General features: G+C 69.7%; 17 protein-coding genes. 2 read left to right on the top strand and 15 right to left on the bottom strand.

Annotated elements, in window-relative coordinates; genetic code table 11:
* Nucleotides 1–165 precede the first annotated feature (165 nt).
* The 8 genes from ACTIFU_RS07300 to ACTIFU_RS07335 form a co-directional block, all read right to left on the bottom strand.
* Entirely contained in the window at nt 166–1,146 is a 981-nt protein-coding gene (locus tag ACTIFU_RS07300; RefSeq protein ID WP_439577678.1) for an ATP-dependent nuclease, read from the bottom strand.
* Between the two features lie 30 nt (nt 1,147–1,176).
* Nucleotides 1,177–1,830, bottom strand: coding sequence for a hypothetical protein (locus ACTIFU_RS07305; protein ID WP_439577641.1), 654 nt, complete (start codon nt 1,828–1,830; stop codon nt 1,177–1,179).
* Nucleotides 1,831–2,022: 192 nt separating this feature from the next.
* Nucleotides 2,023–3,402, bottom strand: a complete 1,380-nt coding sequence (locus ACTIFU_RS07310) for an FAD-binding oxidoreductase (protein WP_439577642.1) — start codon at nt 3,400–3,402, stop codon at nt 2,023–2,025.
* Entirely contained in the window at nt 3,395–4,198 is an 804-nt protein-coding gene (locus ACTIFU_RS07315; RefSeq protein WP_439577643.1) for a creatininase family protein, read from the bottom strand. The genes ACTIFU_RS07310 and ACTIFU_RS07315 overlap by 8 nt, the downstream gene beginning before the upstream one ends.
* Nucleotides 4,199–4,999, bottom strand: a complete 801-nt coding sequence (locus tag ACTIFU_RS07320) for an ABC transporter ATP-binding protein (RefSeq protein ID WP_439577644.1) — start codon at nt 4,997–4,999, stop codon at nt 4,199–4,201.
* A 75-nt stretch (nt 5,000–5,074) separates the two neighbouring features.
* Nucleotides 5,075–5,764: an ABC transporter ATP-binding protein gene (locus ACTIFU_RS07325; protein WP_439577645.1), complete on the bottom strand. Its 690-nt coding sequence runs from the start codon at nt 5,762–5,764 to the stop codon at nt 5,075–5,077.
* Nucleotides 5,761–7,011 carry an ABC transporter permease gene (locus ACTIFU_RS07330; RefSeq protein ID WP_439577646.1) on the bottom strand — a complete coding sequence of 417 codons (1,251 nt, stop codon included), beginning with the start codon at nt 7,009–7,011 and terminating at the stop codon, nt 5,761–5,763. The genes ACTIFU_RS07325 and ACTIFU_RS07330 overlap by 4 nt, the downstream gene beginning before the upstream one ends.
* The gene (locus ACTIFU_RS07335) at nt 7,012–8,022 is read right to left on the bottom strand and encodes an efflux RND transporter periplasmic adaptor subunit (RefSeq protein WP_439577647.1); all 1,011 of its coding nucleotides are present in this window, start codon (nt 8,020–8,022) and stop codon (nt 7,012–7,014) included.
* 102 nt (nt 8,023–8,124) lie between these two features.
* On the opposite strand from ACTIFU_RS07335, the gene ACTIFU_RS07340 reads away from it, so the two are divergent.
* Both ACTIFU_RS07340 and ACTIFU_RS07345 read left to right on the top strand, forming a co-directional pair.
* The gene (locus ACTIFU_RS07340) at nt 8,125–8,385 is read left to right on the top strand and encodes a hypothetical protein (RefSeq protein ID WP_439577648.1); all 261 of its coding nucleotides are present in this window, start codon (nt 8,125–8,127) and stop codon (nt 8,383–8,385) included.
* Nucleotides 8,334–8,537, top strand: coding sequence for a hypothetical protein (locus ACTIFU_RS07345; RefSeq protein ID WP_439577649.1), 204 nt, complete (start codon nt 8,334–8,336; stop codon nt 8,535–8,537). The genes ACTIFU_RS07340 and ACTIFU_RS07345 overlap by 52 nt, the downstream gene beginning before the upstream one ends.
* A 3-nt stretch (nt 8,538–8,540) precedes the next feature.
* Here the strand turns inward: ACTIFU_RS07345 and ACTIFU_RS07350 are convergent, their stop codons facing one another.
* From ACTIFU_RS07350 to ACTIFU_RS07380, 7 genes are all read right to left on the bottom strand, one after another.
* The gene (locus tag ACTIFU_RS07350; RefSeq protein WP_439577650.1) at nt 8,541–9,698 is read right to left on the bottom strand and encodes a zinc finger domain-containing protein; all 1,158 of its coding nucleotides are present in this window, start codon (nt 9,696–9,698) and stop codon (nt 8,541–8,543) included.
* Complete coding sequence (locus tag ACTIFU_RS07355) at nt 9,652–10,779, bottom strand: SPFH domain-containing protein (RefSeq protein WP_439577651.1); 1,128 nt, start codon at nt 10,777–10,779, stop codon at nt 9,652–9,654. Before ACTIFU_RS07355 ends, ACTIFU_RS07350 begins: the two co-directional genes overlap by 47 nt.
* Before the next feature lie 4 nt (nt 10,780–10,783).
* Nucleotides 10,784–11,917, bottom strand: a complete 1,134-nt coding sequence (locus tag ACTIFU_RS07360; RefSeq protein WP_439577652.1) for a toxic anion resistance protein — start codon at nt 11,915–11,917, stop codon at nt 10,784–10,786.
* A 12-nt stretch (nt 11,918–11,929) separates the two neighbouring features.
* A complete protein-coding gene (locus ACTIFU_RS07365; RefSeq protein WP_439577653.1) occupies nt 11,930–12,778 on the bottom strand; it encodes a 5-bromo-4-chloroindolyl phosphate hydrolysis family protein in 849 nt (282 codons plus the stop codon).
* A gap of 382 nt (nt 12,779–13,160) precedes the next feature.
* On the bottom strand, nt 13,161–13,721 hold the full coding sequence (locus tag ACTIFU_RS07370; RefSeq protein ID WP_439577654.1) for a hypothetical protein: 561 nt from the start codon (nt 13,719–13,721) through the stop codon (nt 13,161–13,163).
* A gap of 129 nt (nt 13,722–13,850) precedes the next feature.
* Nucleotides 13,851–16,730, bottom strand: coding sequence for a caspase family protein (locus ACTIFU_RS07375; RefSeq protein WP_439577655.1), 2,880 nt, complete (start codon nt 16,728–16,730; stop codon nt 13,851–13,853).
* Nucleotides 16,730–17,728: a YMGG-like glycine zipper-containing protein gene (locus ACTIFU_RS07380; RefSeq protein WP_439577656.1), complete on the bottom strand. Its 999-nt coding sequence runs from the start codon at nt 17,726–17,728 to the stop codon at nt 16,730–16,732. The genes ACTIFU_RS07375 and ACTIFU_RS07380 overlap by 1 nt, the downstream gene beginning before the upstream one ends.
* Nucleotides 17,729–17,777 lie beyond the last annotated feature (49 nt).

The raw sequence follows: 17,777 nt of genomic DNA on the forward strand, positions 1-17,777 counted from the left end.
GGGTGATGCCCTTGAACACCTCGCGGCCGCCCGGATAGGCCTTGGTGAGGTTCTTCATCACATAGACGTACTGATAGGCGGGCATGGGCTCGGCCTTCGGAACTGGGGTGTCGGGGGTTGGCGGGGTTCTAGCGCGGGGGCGAACGGAAGGGCAACCTTGGTCGCCTACGCTTCGATAGGCATCCCCAACCTGTTGGCATTAGCGCACCACTCGGCAACTTTCTGTATGAATGCCCAGACATCATCGTCGCCCGTGGGGGCATGGCCTTCCTGCCCATCAGGAATGCCAAGGCGCGTGAGCATTTCAACGGTCCAATCCGTGCCACGGCCGGCTACTTCCAACTGTGGCAACCAATCCTCCAATTGACCTCGCCGCACGACGAATATCCCATACTCGTCAAGCCTATCAAAGAGATCCCTTGCTCCCGCCTGTATATCTACATCAAGTTTCTCAAGGTCGCCGGAGCGTTTCATGGAGAGGCTTTTTTTATCAAAAGCATCCTTGACTTTTCCTCGTGCGAGATTTAAACTATCCCGAGTTATTGTCGATACATTTGCTGCGTTGAGTGTATCAATAAATTTGTCTTTCAGTATATCAGCGTCAACAATCGCTGCGGCTGGGACGCCAGTCTGTCGCAGTGGGCCAAATATTTCACGCAAAGTCTGCTTATTTTGTGCATTGAGAAAGGAAAGTGCTGGGAGATTTGGGTATTTTGAGCGAAGTCGTGCATAAATCTCAGAATAAAAGGCGCGATCATTATCGCTCTCCGTTACAATGGCACCATCGTGAAAAAGGGCTGATACGACATTTGCACTTCGAAAAAGAGGATGGGACAGGAATTTTGAAAGAGAGGACGGGTCTACAGCGCGTGCTGGTCTACTTGCGAACGGTGTTGTGAGGCGAAGAATAGTAACATCTTTTGACACTTGAACGCACCCGAGAATGAAGTCACTGCTATGGGTTGCAACAATCAGCTGGCTACTATTTTCTTCGGCCAGTTGTGCCAAATCTTGCCCTAACCGTCGAGCCAGCGGAGGGTGAAGAAATGCCTCTGGCTCATCAATTAAGAGAACCTCTGGCTCAAGAACAACTGCCGCTGTAATTAGCCCAATATAGGCCTGCGTTCCATCGCTGGATTCTTCCAGGTTTTGCGCACTTGCATGAAATTGTCGGGCCTACGGAGTCCAGGACCACTCAAACGAAGGATGCTTGGGCGCGACTTCAGATAGGCGAAGCCGATAATTTTTCATCTTAGTTGGGTCTACAACTAATATTCTTCTAAATGCGCTCAAAATACGATCTACTACTTCTTTTCTTTTATCGTCATAGTTCGCTATTGCTTGAAGTATATTTCTTGGCTCTTTAAGAAGGTCGCCAAGTGGCTTCTCACCCAATATTGAAAGGCGCGCTTTACCATCCATCCTGACAATTGCACGATTTAGGAACCCATGATGACTACACGGAAAATATTCTGGTTTTGATTTTATAAAGTTGCTGAATAAATTGCGCTGAACTACCCCAATACTAATATCCCCATTTGACGAATTGAATTTGCGGTAATAAACTTGATCACGAACAGCTTGATTCTCTTCCTGCAAAATGCGCGAATAAACCTCTGTGAACGTCAGAATCTGCTTCTCGAGAGATGTTGTATCCATAGCAAAGCGGATTCTTCTGAGGGAGAAATTCGGACGCTCTGTGGGCACGACATCTGAGTTAGCCAAATTTTCAATGTCTCTCAAGAGCACACTTTTCCAAGACCCATTCGGCCCAACAAGAACCACAATTCTGGATAGTTTGTACTTACATGGAGTGTGAGCGATGATCATCTCCAATTCATTTAGAAACATCTTTCCTTCTGCTCACAGATTTTTGCATCACGTGAGTCTTTTGCTAAACCTGCACCGCCGACTAGCTAGCAGTTCAAGGTTCAGGGCCACGATCCACAACAGCGAAGTTTATATACGGTCTGCTGCGAGTCGACGGGTGGCATACCACGGTACAATTGCGCCATCGGTCCGTCACCATATAGTCTCGTACAGATGCCGCACCTGCTGCGGCGTCCAGTCCGGGTTCTCCCAGGCCAGCATCTTGCCGGGGTTGAGCAGCCCCAGCGGGTCGGCCTCGCGCTTGAACGCCAACTGCTCGTGATCGACCTTCTTCATGCCCCCCTCCTCCAGCGTGTAGGCATGGGGGTTGAAGATCGGGCAGCCGGCAGCCTCGTGCGCGGCGATGATCCCGGCGAGCCGCGCCTCGGTGGTGAAGCGCACGAGTTGCAGGCCGAAGCACGCCACCTCGCCGCCGAAGCGCACGAACTCCAGGTGGATCGGCACCTCGTCGCCCAACGCCGCCTCCATCTCCGCCACCTTGGCGAGATACCCGGGCGGCGGGAATAGCGTCTGAAGATACGTCACCGTCTTGTCGGTCTTCAGCACCTGCAACGTGGTGTGGTTCCAGGAGTACTCGTAGAGCGGCACCTCGGCCTCATCGCTCGGCTGCCGGTGCACCTCCGCGCCGCCATGCGGGGCGAGCAGCGCGGGCAGGAACTCGAGGAACGGGGCGGCGACCATCAGCAGCACGATCGCGCGGCCCTCCGGCAGCGCGCCGGCGAGCGCGCGGAAATGCGTCTGCGCGATCCCGGCCGCGAGCACGCAGACGAGCTTCTTCGCGATCCCGTCCTGGCGCGTGAACGCATCGGCGAAGCGCGCGGCGTCCATCAGCGTCGGAAACGCCGCCACCACGTCCACCCACTCCGAGGCCGGGGCGAGCGGCATCTCCACCTCGGTGATCACGCCGTTGGTGCCATAGGCGTGGTTCGCCTTCTGGATGTCGGGGCCGCGCAGCTCGATCACGCGCGGGCTCTCCTCCATCGTCAGCAGCCTGAGCCCGAGGACATTGCCCGGCTCGCGCAACATGCCCCAGGTGCAGGAGCCGATGCCGGAGGAGCCGCCGGCGATGAACCCGCCGAGCGTCGCGGTGCGCCGGGTCGAGGGATGGAAGCGGAGCTCGCCGCCGACCGAAGCGCGGGTCTGCGCGTCGATGTCGATCAGCTTCGCGCCGCACTGCGCGCGCACGGCACCGGCGCGCGTCCAGAGCACGCGATCGAGGGCGGAGAGGTCGAGCACGATGCCGCCGCGGATCGGCATGGCCTGGCCGTAGTTGCCGGTGCCCGCACCGCGCGGCGTGACCGGAACGCGGTGCCGAACCGCGGCGGCGAGCACGCGCGCGACCTCCTCCTCGCACCGCGGCATCACCACCGCCTCGCCGCAGACCGTGTTCAACTGGCGCTTCAGCACCGGCGAGTACCAGAAGAAGTCGCGGCTCTTCTGGCGCACCAGCGCGCGGTCGGTCTGGACCGCGATGCCCGCGAGTGCAGCGAGGAACCCAGCGGTGTCACTCACGCGGGCTCTCCTTCAGCCAGGCATCGACGTCGATCGCCGCGATCTCGGCGACCAGCCGCGCGACCGCCTCGGCCGCACGCGACAGCACGGCCGCGCCGAGCTCGGCCGTGGCGGAAGCGGCGTTGCCGACGGCACCGCTCGCGTTCAGGTCCTGCGCCTGCCAGCCGAACGCGACCGCGCCGCCCGCGCGCAGGACGGCGTTGTCGTCCCACGCCGAGGTCGCGTTCGGAAAGTCGTGAACCCGATCCGCCCGCACGCGCTCCGGCGCGAGCGCCAGCATCGCGGCGGTCTCCATCTGGCCGGCATGGATGCCGAAGCGCCGCTCGTCCGCGGCGATCAGATCGCCGAGCGCGGTGATGCGGTCCCACATCGTGGTGGCGGCAAACATGCCGTGCGCGATGCGCAGCCGCCGGCAGACGATCTCGGCGGCCTGCGGCTGCCCGCCGTGGCTGTTCAGCAGCAGCAGCCGACGGATGCCGGCGCGCGCGATCGAGGCGCCGATCTCGGTCCAGGCCGCGATCGCCGTTTCGGGCGAGACCGTGAGGCTGCCGGGGAAGCCCCCGTGCTCCACCGAGACGCCGATCGCCTGGGTCGGCAGCACCAGCAGCGTCACGTCGTCCGGGATCAGCGCCATCGCGCGGCGCACCACGCCCTCGTTGATGGTGGTGTCCACCGAGACGGTCAGATGCGGGCCGTGCTGCTCGGTGGCGGCAATCGGCAGCAGCGCGACCGCGCGCGACGCATCGAGGGATGCAAACTCAGGCCAAGTCAGGTCATGCCAGAACCGCGCGGGCATTCACGCCTCCGCGCGCGCCGCGGCGATGCGGTCGCGCAGGCCGTGCACCAGATCGACGAAGTGCGGCTCGAAGCTGCCCTCGAGCGTGCGCGGGCGCGGCAGGTCGATCGCGCGCGTGGCGATGATCCGCCCCGGCCGCGCGCTCATCACATGCACCGTGTCGGCGAGATACACCGCCTCGCGCAGGTCATGCGTCACCAGCACGCAGGTGAAGCGCCGCGCCAGCCAGAGGTCCTGGAGCACGCCCCAGAGCTCCTCGCGCGTGAAGGCGTCGAGCGCGGCGAAGGGCTCGTCCAGCATCAGCAGCTCGGGCTCATGGATCAGCGCGCGGCAGAGGCTCGCGCGCTGCTGCATCCCGCCGGAGAGCTGCCAGGGATACCTCTCCTCGAACCCGGCGAGGCCCACGGTCGCCAGCAACGTGCGCGCCCGCTCGACATGGCGAGCGCGGTCGCGGCGGAAGGTCGCGCGATGCGGCTCGACGATCTCGAGCGGCAGCAGCACATTGTCGAGCGTGGTGCGCCAGGGCAGCAGGGTCGGGTTCTGGAACGCCATGCCGACGATCTTCAGCGGCCCCGCCACAAGATGCCCGCCAACCGACACGCTGCCCGCACTCGCCGGCACAAGTCCGGTCACCAGCTTCATCAGCGTGGATTTGCCGCAGCCCGAGGGCCCCACCACGGCGGCGAATTTCCCCCGCGTGATCGCCAGATCCAGCCCCGTGACCGCGAGCGTGCCCCCGCCCTCACCGCCATAGGTCAGGCTGACGCGATCCAGCGCAACGAACGGCGTCTCCACCCTCACCGCCCGTCCTCGCGTCCCATGCAGCCATCCATATGGCGCAGATGCCGGCGCCGGCCGGTTTGCGCAAGGGGCGGATCAGCGGCGGGCGCTGTCGTGCACGATCTGGCCGTCCACCAGCCGCACCTGACGTGGCGCCCGCGCCGCCTGCTCCTGGTCGTGCGTCACCACGATCACGCTGCGATGCTCCTCCGCCACCAGACGCTCGAAGATGTCGAACACGGTGCGCGCGTTGCGGGTGTCGAGATTGCCCGTCGGCTCGTCGGCCAGAAGCAGCGCGGGATCGTTGGCGAGCGCGCGCGCGATCGCCGCGCGCTGGCGCATCCCGCCCGAGAGCTGCTCGGGCAGCTTGCCGGCCGCCTCCTCCATCCCCAGCGCGGCAAGCAGGGCACGCGCGCGCTGCTCGCGCTCTGCCTCGCCCCAGCGGCCGAGCCGGCGCATCGGGATCAGCAGATTGTCGAGCGTGGTGAACTCGGGCAGCAGGAAGTGGAACTGGAACACGAAGCCGAGCCGCGCGAGCCGCGTGGCGGCAAGCTCGTTCTCGCTCATCGCCGCCGTATCCCGCCCCTCGATCGACACCCGCCCGACCGTCGGCCGGTCGAGCAGGCCGAGCAGGTAGAGCAGCGAGGATTTGCCGGAGCCGGAGGGGCCGGTGACGGCGACGAATTCGCCGGGCGCGAGGCTGAAGTCGATGTCGCGCACCAGCGTCACGGGCTGGGGGCCGGGCAGCACGCGCGTCACCCCCTCGGCGCGCAGCAGTGCAGTCACGCCGCCCCCCGGACGATCTCCACCGGGTTGAGCCGCGAGGCGCGGCGGGCGGGGATGAACGCGGCAACGGAGGCGGCGGCGAGCGCGAAGCCCCCGCCGGCGAGGTAGGGCCACCATTCCCGCGCCAGCAGGAAGCGGTCCCGCCCCTGGATCACCGGCCCCATCTGCTCGAACCGCACCTGCCCGAGCAGCTCGATCAGCCCGAGCCCGACCGCCCAGCCGGCAATGGCGCCGGCGACACCGACGATCGCGCCTTCCAGCAGGAAGATCCGCTCGATGTCGCCAGCGCGGAAGCCGAGCGATTTCAGGATCGCGATGTCGCGCGCCTTCTCGTGCACCACGGTCGAGATGATGTTGTAGATGCCGAAGGCGGCCACCAGCAGGATCGCGCCGACCACGCTGTACATGATGGCGTTCTGGATGACGAACAGGCCGAGGATGTTCTGGTTGCTCTCCTCCCAGGATTCGGTGCGATATCGGAACACCGTCTCGAGCCTGCGCGCGAGCGGCTCGGCCTGGCGCACGTCCTCGAGCCTGATCCGGATCGCGTTGACCACGTTCGGCCGGTCGAGCAGCACCTGTGCGAGGCGCAGCAGCACATAGGCCTCGCTCGCGTCGATCGCGGTGACACCGGTGGCGATGATGCCGACGATCCGGAAGGACTGGGTGATCCCCGCGGGCGAGACCGCCGTGACCGTGTCGCCGACCTTGGCGCCGAGGCGCTGGGCCACGCCGATGCCGACGATCACGCCGTTGGCGGTCGAGCGCAGATCCTCGAGCCGGCCCTTGGTCATGTCCTTCTCGATATTCGTCACCCGCCGCTCGCGCTCGGGGTCGATCCCGCCGACCGACACCGAGGTGTCGCGCGCGCCGTAGCGCAGCGGCGCCGGGCCACGCAGCATCGGCGCGACGGCGAGGCCCGGGATCGCCTCGATCGCGGCGAGCTTGGCGCCAGCCTCGCGGATGCCCCGCACGGTGTCGCGCGGCTTCACCCCGCGCACGCTGACCGCGCCATCGGCGAAGGCAAGCTCGACCGGCTGGCGATCGGGGCTGCGGAACTCGTCCTTCATCACCACGTGCGGCGCGACGTCGATCACCTGCTGCACGAAGTAGGTCTGGAAGCCGCGCATCAGCGAGGTGATGGCGATGAAGAATCCGACGCCGAGGGCGACGCCAAGCACCGACACCACCGTCTGGCGCTTGCGCCGCCTCAGGTGGCCGAGCGCGATGTGCAGCGCGAGCGCCATCTAGCGCGCCGCCGCGCCGGCGGGCAGACGCACCCGCGCCCCGTCGGCGAGCGAGGCGGGCGGATCGGTCACCACGCGCATGCCCGGATCGAGGCCGGTGCGCACCTCCACGCGCAGCGGCCCCTGCACGCCGAGTGCCACCGGCACGCGCCGCACCGTCGCGCCATCGAGCACGAACACCGAGCCGTCGCGGACGCTCGCCGCCGGCACCAGCACCGCGCGTGGCTCCTCGCGGATGACGATGTTCGCCTCCACGGTCATGCCGATCAGCAGCGGCGTGTCCTCGGGCAGGGCGATGCGCACGCGATACACCTTCAGGCGCGGATCGCCCTTGGGCGTGATCTCGGCCAGCCGGCCCTCGAGCGCGCGGCCGGGAAACGCATCCGCCTTCACCAGCGCGCGCTGGCCCGGCTCGATGCGCGTGATGTCCTCCTCATCCACCTCGGCGGTGATGCGCAGCGGGCGCGGCTCGCCGACCACAAAGATGGTGTTCATGGTGTCCACGACCTCGCCGATCTCGCCGTCGCGGCGCAGCACCACCCCGCCCGTCGGCGCGCGCAGCACGTAGTCGTCGAGCCGCCGCCGGGCCGCCTCGACGATCGCCTCGGCTGCGCGCGCCTCGCTCTCGGCGCGGTCGAGTGCCGCGCGGGCGACGATCTCGCGCGCGGCGAGCGCCCGCAGCCGGGCGGCGTCCTCGCGCAGGAAGGTGGCGCGCGCCTCGGCCTCCTGCACCTGGGCCTGGGCCACCGTGTCGTCGAGGCGGGCGAGCACGTCGCCGGGCCGCACGCGCTGGCCCTCCTCGGCGGCGAGCGTGATCAGCCGGCCCTTCACCACCGGGCCGATGCGCGCCCAGACCACTGGCTCGACGGTGCCGGTGGCATAGACCGCCTCGACGGCGGGGCCGGCAACGACCTCGGCCGTCTGCACGAGCGGCGGGCGCGCAACCCACCACCAAGCGGCCCCGCCCGCGGCGACGAGCAGCACCAGGACGAGGGTCAGTCGGAGCAGCACTCGCACCAGATCCGTCTAGCACGGGATCGCGCCGCGGCCTTGCGCTGGCTCAAGCGCGGGTGGCACGGTTGCGGTACGGCGGCGGGAGGCGCCGCGGATGGGATGTCGCTGCTGAGCCGGCTTGCCGTCGCGGCCGCGCAGGTGATGGCGCGGGGGACCGCGCCGCAGGACCCGCTTGCCGGATTGCTGGGACCGATGCTGCGCGGCGCACCGCTGATGCTGGCCCCGCCGCAGCTCCGGCTGCTGCTCGTGCTGCTCGCCGCGCCGGGCTGGGGCCGGAGCTCAGGAGCTGGCTCGGCCCGGGGCCGCGCATGCCGCTCCGGCCAGAGCGTCTGCGCCAAGCGCTGGGCGAGGCACGGGTGAACCAGTGGGCGCGCCAGATCGGGATGGACCCCACCGTGATGCTGGCCGAGCTCGCGCGGGTGCTACCGCAGACCGTAAGCCGGCTGGCATCGGGCTCGGAAAGGCTGCAGCGGATGCTCGCGGCGTTCCTGCGGGGCAGGAACACGCCCTGACGGTCAACCCGCCTGCCCGGCGAGCAGGGCGAGCAGCCCCGCCACTACGATCGCGCCCACGACCGCGAGCGCGATCTTGCCCACGCTCCACGGCCGCTCGCCATGCGCCTGCCCGGTCTGGCCGTTGACGACGAAGCGGAACGTCCTCCCGCGGTACCGATACGCGGCGACCCAGACCGGCAGCAGAACGTGCTTGAAGCTCGCCTCGCGCCAGGCGGTGCGCGAGGCGGTGATGCGCTGCGCGTCGCCGCCGATGTCGCGGCGGATGTCGGACTCGATCACGCCGCGCATGATCCCCTGCGCGGCCGCGAACCCGTCGGCGAGCGCCACGTCGTAGAGGGCCGAGCGGAACCCGGCGAGCCATGCGGGCGCATAGGGGCGCACGGATTGCGTGTTCCACGCCCCGGCGCGGCCGAGATCGTCGAGCGGCAGCGCGCGTGCCGCCGGTACCAGAACGTCATCGAAATGGCGCGCGACCCGCCCGGCGACAGGCGACCAGCGCAGCTCGGTCACCGGCTGCATCTGCGTGACCAGCTTGCCCTGCACCTGGCGCGTCACCGGCACGTGGCGCACCACGCGGATGCCGCGCGCACCCTGATACTCGGTGCTGGTGTCGCAGTCATAGGTCCAGAACGGCAGGTAGAGCCCCTCGATGCGCGCCTCGGCCTCGGCCTTGCGCGACAGGTCGGAGGGCGCGAACCAGAGCCCCGCCAGCCATTGCCGCAGCGCGTCCTGGGCCTTGTCGCGCGGGATCGCGAAGGGCACGACACCGTCGGGGCGGATGCGCCGCGTGCGCGTCGGATCGGCAACGATCGCGCTGCCGCAGAACGGGCAGTGTCCGGCCCCCTGCCCGTCCGACGCATCGAAGCTCGCCGCGCAGGTCTGGCACTTGAGGACACGCCGATCCTCGGTCAGGTGCTCGTCGGCGGCCTTCGCCAGCGCGGCGGCGAGGTCGCGCTCCACCACCACCTGCCAGGGCGAGCCGGTGATCTTCTGCTCGTGGCCGCAATAGGCGCAGCGCACCATGCGCGTGCCCGGCGCATAGGTGAGCTCCGCGCCGCATTGCGAGCACGGGATGCGATCGAGCCGCTCCTCCGCCGCGTCCGGCGCGGGGTCAGGCTCCGGGGAGCGGCGGCGGGACCGGGACCAGGGCGAAGGCAAGCTCGGGCACCTCGGAGGCAGGCTTCCACTCGGTCATGCCCTCGCGCCAGACGAGGGTGTCGCGCTTGAGGTGGCCGGCGCGCGCCTCGTCGGGCAGCGCGCTCTCGGCGAGCGGGCCGTGCGCGGTGCCGCCGAACGCCAGGAACCACTGCCGCTGCGGCACGGGCGGCGGCGCGGCGGCCGGCGGTGGCGGCGGTGCAGGCTGCGCGGCCGGAGCAGCCCACGGGTTCTGCGCGAGCGCCGCACCAGCCTGCTGGCCAAGTGCGAGGCCGAGCCCGGCCGAGATCGCCGCCGCGCCGGCGCCCGAGGGGTTGGCAGCCGCCTTCGCCATCGCCTCGGCCGCCTGGAACTGGGTGTAGGCGCGCAGATCCCCGATCACGCCCATCTTGGTGCGCTGATCGAGCGCCTGCTCGACCTCCGGCGGCAGCGAGATGTTCTCGACCAGCATCCTGGTCAGATCGAGCCCGTACTGCGCGAAATCAGGCTTCAGCGCATTGGTCAGATACTCCGACAGCGCCTGCTGGTTGGCGGCGAGATCGAGCACCGGGATCGCGCCGGTGCCGAGCGCGGTCGCGATCCGCGTCAGGATCATGTTGCGCAGCGCCTCGGAGATCTCGTCGGTCGTGAAGCGTCCGTCCGTGCCGACGATCTCGCGCAGGAAGGTGGGCGCATCGGTCACGCGCACCTCATAGGTGCCGAAGGCACGCAGCCTCAGGGGACCGAACTCGCGGTCGCGCAGCATGATCGGGTTGCGCGTGCCCCATTTCAGGTTGGGGAAACGCCGCGTGGCGACGAAATAGACCTCGGCCTTGAACGGGCTCTCGAAACCGTGCGGCCAGGCCTGGAGCGTCGAGAGCACCGGAAGGTTGCGCGTCTCGAGCGTGTACATGCCGGGCGGGAACACATCGGCGATCCGTCCCTCGTTGACGAACACCGCCGCCTGGCCCTCGCGCACCGTCAGCTGGGCGCCGTACTTGATCTCGTTGCCGTGGCGTTCGAAGCGCCAGCACATCGTGTCGCCGGTGTCGTCGGTCCAGCCGATGACGTCGACGAACTGGCCGCGGATCAGGTTCCAGACCATTGTCTCAGACCTGCGGCTCTGCGCCGGTCGCGCGCGCCCTCGCCGCCGACAGCACCTGCTTCAGTTCGGTCTCGGCCTGGATCAGCACCTTCTCGGCCTCGGCGCGCTTCTTCTTGCCCTCGTCGGCAATCTGGAGGCTCTCATTGATGGTGGCGATCAGGTCGTCGTTCGCCTTCTTGACGATCGTGATGTCGAACACGCCGCGCTCGATCTGCTCGCGGATCTCCTTGTTCGCCATGCGCAGGTTCTCGGCATTCGCGGCGAGCAGCTCGTTGGTGAGGTCGGTCGCCTCCTTCAGCGTCTTGCCCGCCTCCTGGCTGCGCGCGATCGTCACCGCCTGGGCGAGCTGCTGGCGCCAGAGCGGCACGGTGTTCGCGACCGTCGAGGTGATGCGGCCGACCAGCGCCTTGTCGTTCTCCTGCACGAGGCGGATCGAGGGCAGCGCCTGCATCGTCACCTGGCGCGTGAGCTTGAGGTCATACACACGGCGCTCAAGCTCGTCGCGGCGCGCGCGCAGGTCGCGCAGCGCCTGGGCGGCGAGCATGTCGCCGGAGGACTCGGCCGCCGCCTGGAGCTTCGGGATGTCGTCGGCGTCGAGCCGGCGCAGCGCCTCCTCGCCGGCGGCGATGTAGTCGGCGAGGGAGTGGAAATACTCGAGCGTCGCGCCGTAGAGGCGATCGAGCTGCGCCACGTCGGTCATCAGCCGGGTCTTGTGGTCCTCCAGCCGGTCGGTGATGCCGTCGATCTGGCCGCGCACCTGCTCGTAGCGTTGCAGCACCTTCACGATCGGGCGGGCGCGGCCGAGCAGACGCGCGAAGAACCCGCCCCCCTTCTTCAGCTCCTCGACATCGAAGCCGCGCAGCGTGGCCACCATGTCGGACAGCACGGCGCCCGCGGCGCCGGTGTCCTTGTTGCGCACGCCCTCCAGCATCGAGTCCGAGATCAGCGTGACCTGCTCCTGCGCCTTCGCGCCGAAGGTGAGTACGGAGTTCGAATCCGTGACGTTGAGCTCGGCGAGCGCGGACTCGATGCGCGCGCGCCGGTCGGGCGGCGCCTCGGCGTAGCTCACCAGCGCGTCGGCGATGGGCGGGGTCGGGGCGAGCGCGGGCTGCTCGGTCTCGGTGCGGGGCTCGGTCATGCTCGTCTCCTGCTACATCACGCCTTCGCGCTTCAATCGCGTGGTCAGCACCTCGATCTGCACGTCGAGGTCCATCGTGTCGTTCTGGAGCAGCTTGCCGTGCTGCTCGGCGAAGGCCCGCTCCAGCTCCTCGAGCAGGGTGCGGAAGTTCTGCTCCAGCGCCCCCTGCTGGTCGCCGGCGCGCGGGTGGGTCGCCAGATACTTCGCCGTCACCTTCTCGGCCCCGTCGAGATAGACGGTGAGCGACTTGCGCGCGCGGCGGAGGTCGCGCGGGTCGCGCTCGATCTCCGCCACCACCGCCCCGGCCCAGCCGGCGACCTTCGCCAGCCGGTCGCGGAACTCGGCCGAGGCAATCGTGCGCGCCGCCTGTTCGAGTGCTGCGACCCGGCCCTTCGCCTCGGCGAGGACGCGCCGTTCATCGGCCGTGAGGGGGCTCGCGCCCTCGGGCAGCGCGGGACGCGGCGGTGCCTCGTCAAGGCCGAACAGCAGCGCGGTGCCGGCGCCGGAGCAGGCGGCAAACACGAGACTCATCGCCACCCCGTAGCCGGCGCCGAGCCAGGCGGCCAGGAACCCGGCAAGCCCGACCAGCAGCGCGCCAAGAGCGAGCGGCCTGGGAACACCGCCCGAGGGGCGCCGCTCGCGCCGCGCGGCGAGCCCGCGCGCGATCAGCGAGGAAGCGAGGATCACGAGCGCGAACGCCCCCGCGGTGCCGGCCACCATGTCCAGCCGGCCGAGGAACAGCGACACCAGCGCCGAGAGCGGCAGCGGCCAGGCGAACAGGTAGAGCAGCGCGGCGCGCAGGCCCTCGGTCGCGAGCGCGCGCGGCGGACCCGGCGCGCGGGGCGGCGGCGGAAGGCTCATCGCCACCCGAACGCGGTCAGCACCACGGCGCCGACCGTCGCCAAGGCCGGCACCCCCAGTCCCGCGGCCACCAACAGGAATCCCGCAACCATGCGCACGCTTGTCATCCCCCTGTCCGGACGGGGCGCACTATCCTCCGGCGGCGATACCCGGCGCAACTCGCAGGCCCTCGTTCGCGCCCGAGCCTTGCGGAATGCCCCGCACGGGCAGCGATGGCGCCCCGCCCGCCTCGCCGGCGCGCTCCGCCCGTCAGACCGGCGCCACAGGGATCGCCGTCGCGGTCAACACCGCCCGTGCACACACGCCGGAATCCACCGCCGGCGCTGGTCGGCGGCGTCGCAACCGGTCGGGCCGAGCGGCGACAGGCGGACCCGCGGCAGCCTCAGCCGCGCCGGTCGAGGCGGGTCATCACCACGTCGCGATAGGGCAGGCGCATGCCGTCGATGTGCCGGTGCTGTGCCTTCAGCACCACGCCGGTCTCGGCGTCCATCCAGTAGCTGACATGCGCGGTGAACCCGGTGGGGCCGTGCAGGCGCATCCGCCGCTCCAGCCGCACCGCGCGGCGCGCGCCGGACGCGAGCGGGACCATCTCGTCCCCGCCACGCTCCCACACCTCCTGCCAGGAATCGGTCATCACGTGCTCGCGGATGGTCACGGTGGTGCCGGGGCCGCCGGCGAACAGGCGGGCCAGCGCCGTACGGGCCTCGTCCATGTCGGGCCCGATCGGGGTCCAGATCCCGAACAGCAGCCGCCGGGTCTGCTCGCCCACACGGACCAGGCAGATGCCTGCGTCAACGTCATCCTGCCCAAGAAACACCCAGCGCGAGCCGTCGTCGCGCACCGCCACCGTGCCCGCCGGCGGGCAGGGATCGCGATCGGCATGCGCAGGCCCGGAGGACAGCGCCAGAGCGACCAGGGGAAGGACACAGGCGAACCGGACCATGATGGGCATCTCCTTCGACACCGACGTCCCTTCCCCACCTTCGGCCGATTCTGACCGTCCGTGACGTCAGTGTTGCAGGATTGATGCCATCGCGTGAACAAAGAATGAACGCGTTCGTGTTCACCTGCGTCAGCGACTGACGCGTGCGACCGGGAACCCGCGCAGATCGCGCCGTGCGGTGCGGAACACCGCGTCCTGGGCATGACCCTTCTCGCGCGCCAACTCGCCAACCCGGGCGGCGACGTACTCGCCGAGCGCCAGCGCGGTGATCACGCCGCGGTCGTCGCGCGCCGCCCGGCCCGACAGCGCCTCGGCCACCGCGTAGGCGAACACGCCGTTGCGGTCGTCGTAGCTGTCCAGCGCCTCCTGCACCGAGGAGGAGGCGGCGAGCATGAAGCGCCCCGTCTCATGGCCGATATTGGCGAGCTGATCGAGCGTGACCTTGCCGGCGTGGCAGGTGTCGACGAACAGGAAGCCGTTGCGCGCGCGAATGCGCGCGAGCAGCCCGACCAGCGTGTCCTCGGTGACCGCGGCCGGGCGGAGCGCGTCCCAGGACGAGGCGTCGGCGACGTCGTGGGTCAGGAACAGGAACCGGTCGTCGGGCTCGGTGCGCACGCCGTGGCCGGCGAGGTACATCAGGAAGGTGTCGTTCGGCCCGACCTCGCGGCCAAGCCGCTCCAGCGCCTCGACGATCGACGCCCGGCCGGCCTCCTCGTTCAGCAGCACGGTGGCGCGCACGTCCTGGTAGAGCCCGGCGGCGCCGGCACCGATCCCCTCGGCGAAGCTCCGCGCGTCGGCGGCCGCGAATTTGAGGTCGAGCGCGCCGAGCCGGTGCCGGTCGATGCCGATCGCCAGCACGAACAGACGGCCAGCGCCCGCCGGTTCGCCCGGCGCCTCCATCACCAGCGGCGCGCTGGTGCCGTAGAGCCGGCCGGCGCGGTCCCAGGCGCGCGCCTCGATCGTGTTGCGCCCGGGGTCGAGCGCGATGTCGAGGCCGAACCGGGTCTCGCCGCGCGGATCGGCCCGGCCGAGGTTGCGGCCGTTGACGAACAGGTCCACCGGGCCGAGGCCGAGGCCCCGGTCCTCGAGCGCGAGACCGATGCGCACACTCGCCGCACTTGCCGGCACCGTCGCCCCGGGCGACAGGGGCGCGCAGGCATCGCCCGGCCCGGGGACGCAGGCGCCGGTCAGGCTCACCCGCGGCTGGCGCGCGATCGCGGCGCGCACGTCGCCCAACGCGGCGAGCCGGTCGGTGGCCGGGCCGGCATCGCCGGCGATCCGGGACCGCACGACGCCGGGGGCGTAGAGCGCGCGATAGGCCTGCGCAAAGGTCGCCCATTCCGGCGCCTCGGCGCGGCCGCGGTTGAGATGCACGCCGACCAGATCCTGCCCGCCCGTGCCGGCGTGATCGAAGAAACCCTCGGGTGTCCAGAGCACCCAGCGTGTGCCGTCGGCGTGCACGAACAGCGCAGCCCGCTCGGCCAGCAGGGCGTCGTCCTCGAGCCCGTACCAGCGCAGCGTGCCATCGCCGAGGGCGGCGACCGCGACGCGCGCCTCGGGCGCGACCGCCAGGGCCCAGACGGTCCCCGGCGTGGCAATCGCGGCGACCTCCTGCCGGTTACGGTCGAACAGCCGGAGATGCGTATCGGTGCCGATGAGCGCCCGGTTGCCCGCCACGGCGGCACTGCGGGCGATCTCCCCGCGCCCGAGCGTCAAGGGCTGACCGTTGAGCCGCGGCGGGGCGGCATCGCGCCAGTTGGCAAGTGCGAGGCCCGTGGCCTCGGTCCGCGCGGGCGCGACCCCGCGGCCGGATGCCGACGAAAGCCGGGCAACGGCGGCCTCAAAGCGCAGCGGCCCGGTCGCGCCCGGCCACTCCACGGTCTGCCCGTCGGGCGAGACCGCGAGCGCCGCGCGCGCGGCGCGCGGGTCGGCGGCCGCCGGCGTCGGCCGGCGCGCGATCTGGCCGTCCGGGGCAAGGAGCCCCCAGCCGGGATCGGCGACCGCGTAGGCGAGCCCGCCGCCGGGCAGCGGCAGCAGGTGGGAAATCGAGTCGCGCGCCGCCGCCTGGTCGCGCGCGGGTCCGAGGCCAAAATCCGCCCAGCGCCGGATCACCCCGCCCCGCGCGCCTGCGCCCGCGGCATGAAGCTGCACGCCCCCCTTGCCGTCGGATGCCCAGGCCACCGCGGGAAGCGCCGCCGCGTCAACTCCGGTAACGTCAGGCACGAAAGCGGATGCAAGTCCTTGGATATGCAACACATCGACCGCTGCATGGGTCTCGTAGCCGATCGCCACCAGCGTCCCGTCCGGCGACACCGCGACGCCGTAGGGACGAGCCCCACGACGCGGCATCGCCTCGGCCCGCTTCGCGCCTGAGGCGTCGTACAGGCGCACCAGCCCGTCCGCTGCGGTCGACACGAGCCGCCCGTCGCGGGTGAAGGCCACCATGCGCGCTGGCCCGCGATAGGCCGGGTCCTCGGCCACCAGCCGACCGGTCGCCGCATCCCAGATGCGGATGCCGGCGGTGGCCCCGAGCGCGGCCGCGAGCCGAGACCCGTCCGGGGAGACCGCGAGATGCACCACAGGTGCCGGCAGCGGCGCAAGCCTGCCGATCATCCGCCTTCCAGCAACATCAAAGACATAAAGAGCGAAGGCGCGATCCCACGCGAAGGCGGTGAACCCTGCCGCGAACAGCCGCCTTCCATCCGGGGTCAGCGCCACCGCATAGAGTTCACCCTCGGCCTCGTCGCCGATCGGCACGCGGAGCACGCCCTCGGGCGCGCCATCGGGCAACGACCAGAGCCGCACGGTGCGGTCGTCCGACGCGGTGGCGAGCAGGGTGCCGGCGGCATCGACCGCCAGCCGGTTGACCGGCGCGGTATGCCCGCCCGCCTCGACCCTGAGATAGGGTATGGACGGCGGGGCCGGCGCCTGGGCCTCGGCCTGGGCCTGGGCCGGCCCTGCACCGGCCAGCGCAAGAAGGACGAGTGCGGCGCGCGCCGCCTGCCGCATCAGCTCGTCAGCTCGAAGCCCGAGCCGGTGGCAGCTTCGGCGACCTGGACCGAGGTCGCGAAGTTGTCGCGCTTCGCGACGTTCGTGGCCGCAAGGCCGCGCACGTCGCTACCGGCCGGCTGTGCCGCACGGGTCGGCGCCCGGCCCTCGACCTGCAGGGTGCCGGCCGGGGCATAGCCGCGTGCCCCGGCGCTGGTCTCGACCAGGGCGTAGCTGCCCTGCGACCGCGCCACCGTGACCTGCTCGCGGGCACCGAGCGCGGCGACCTGGGGGGCGGCCGGATCGGGCCGCAGCAGCACCGGCGTCGCACGCCTGACGACCGCGCGCCGCGGCGGAGGTGCCGCCTTCTGCTGCGCGATCACGTCCTTCGTGCCCGGGCTCAGCGTCTCGGCCGCAGTCTCGTACTCCGCGCCCCGGGTCGCCATCTTCTCGTTGATCTGGCGCGCGAGCGCGATGTCTCGGTTCCACCAGCCGCGGAGCTGGGCCAGCCGTGCTTGACCCTGATCGCGCGTGAGTCGCCCGGCGGCGACGTCCGCGCGCACCGCCTGGGCCTGGCGGAACCGGCAGTCCGACAGCTGGTCGAAGGCGAGCTGGGTGCGGTCGATCTCGGCGTTCTCCTTCGAAAGGTCGGTCGAGACCCGCCCGGCGAGCACCGCCTGGTCGCGTGACTGCTGCTGGAGCGCGTAGATGTAGCCGGTGGCCGCGCCGGCGGCAGCGCCGGTCGCCGCGCCGATCGCGATCGCCGAGCCGCGCCCGCCGCCGAACAGCCCGCCCAGCACAGCACCGCCGACGGCGCCGATCAGGGCACCCTTGATCATGTCCTCGGCGAAGAAGTTGCCGGTGCTGTCGAGGGCGACGACGTACTGTCGGCAGGTGTCGGCCGGATCGTCCGGGCCGATCCGCTGCGCCTGGGTGGTCACACACCCGCCGAGCATGGCCACCACCACCAGCGCAGAGACGCCCTGGCGAAGTCGGAGACGAAGGGAAGTGGCGCGCATGATCCGGCCCACGCTCGTTGGTTCTTGGTGAGCAATATTACAACAACCC

This window comes from Elioraea sp. (assembly GCF_051860475.1).
GTDB lineage: Bacteria > Pseudomonadota > Alphaproteobacteria > Acetobacterales > Acetobacteraceae > Elioraea.

Excerpts from the sequence above, each read along its gene's own strand:
- ACTIFU_RS07305 (WP_439577641.1), bottom strand. The coding sequence starts at position 1,830 with ATGATCATCGCTCACACTCCATGTAAGTACAAACTATCCAGAATTGTG.
- ACTIFU_RS07315 (WP_439577643.1), bottom strand. The coding sequence starts at position 4,198 with ATGCCCGCGCGGTTCTGGCATGACCTGACTTGGCCTGAGTTTGCATCC.
- ACTIFU_RS07330 (WP_439577646.1), bottom strand. The coding sequence starts at position 7,011 with ATGGCGCTCGCGCTGCACATCGCGCTCGGCCACCTGAGGCGGCGCAAG.
- ACTIFU_RS07340 (WP_439577648.1), top strand. The coding sequence starts at position 8,125 with ATGTCGCTGCTGAGCCGGCTTGCCGTCGCGGCCGCGCAGGTGATGGCG.
- ACTIFU_RS07345 (WP_439577649.1), top strand. The coding sequence starts at position 8,334 with ATGCCGCTCCGGCCAGAGCGTCTGCGCCAAGCGCTGGGCGAGGCACGG.
- ACTIFU_RS07355 (WP_439577651.1), bottom strand. The coding sequence starts at position 10,779 with ATGGTCTGGAACCTGATCCGCGGCCAGTTCGTCGACGTCATCGGCTGG.
- ACTIFU_RS07360 (WP_439577652.1), bottom strand. The coding sequence starts at position 11,917 with ATGACCGAGCCCCGCACCGAGACCGAGCAGCCCGCGCTCGCCCCGACC.
- ACTIFU_RS07365 (WP_439577653.1), bottom strand. The coding sequence starts at position 12,778 with ATGAGCCTTCCGCCGCCGCCCCGCGCGCCGGGTCCGCCGCGCGCGCTC.
- ACTIFU_RS07370 (WP_439577654.1), bottom strand. The coding sequence starts at position 13,721 with ATGGTCCGGTTCGCCTGTGTCCTTCCCCTGGTCGCTCTGGCGCTGTCC.
- ACTIFU_RS07375 (WP_439577655.1), bottom strand. The coding sequence starts at position 16,730 with ATGCGGCAGGCGGCGCGCGCCGCACTCGTCCTTCTTGCGCTGGCCGGT.
- ACTIFU_RS07380 (WP_439577656.1), bottom strand. The coding sequence starts at position 17,728 with ATGCGCGCCACTTCCCTTCGTCTCCGACTTCGCCAGGGCGTCTCTGCG.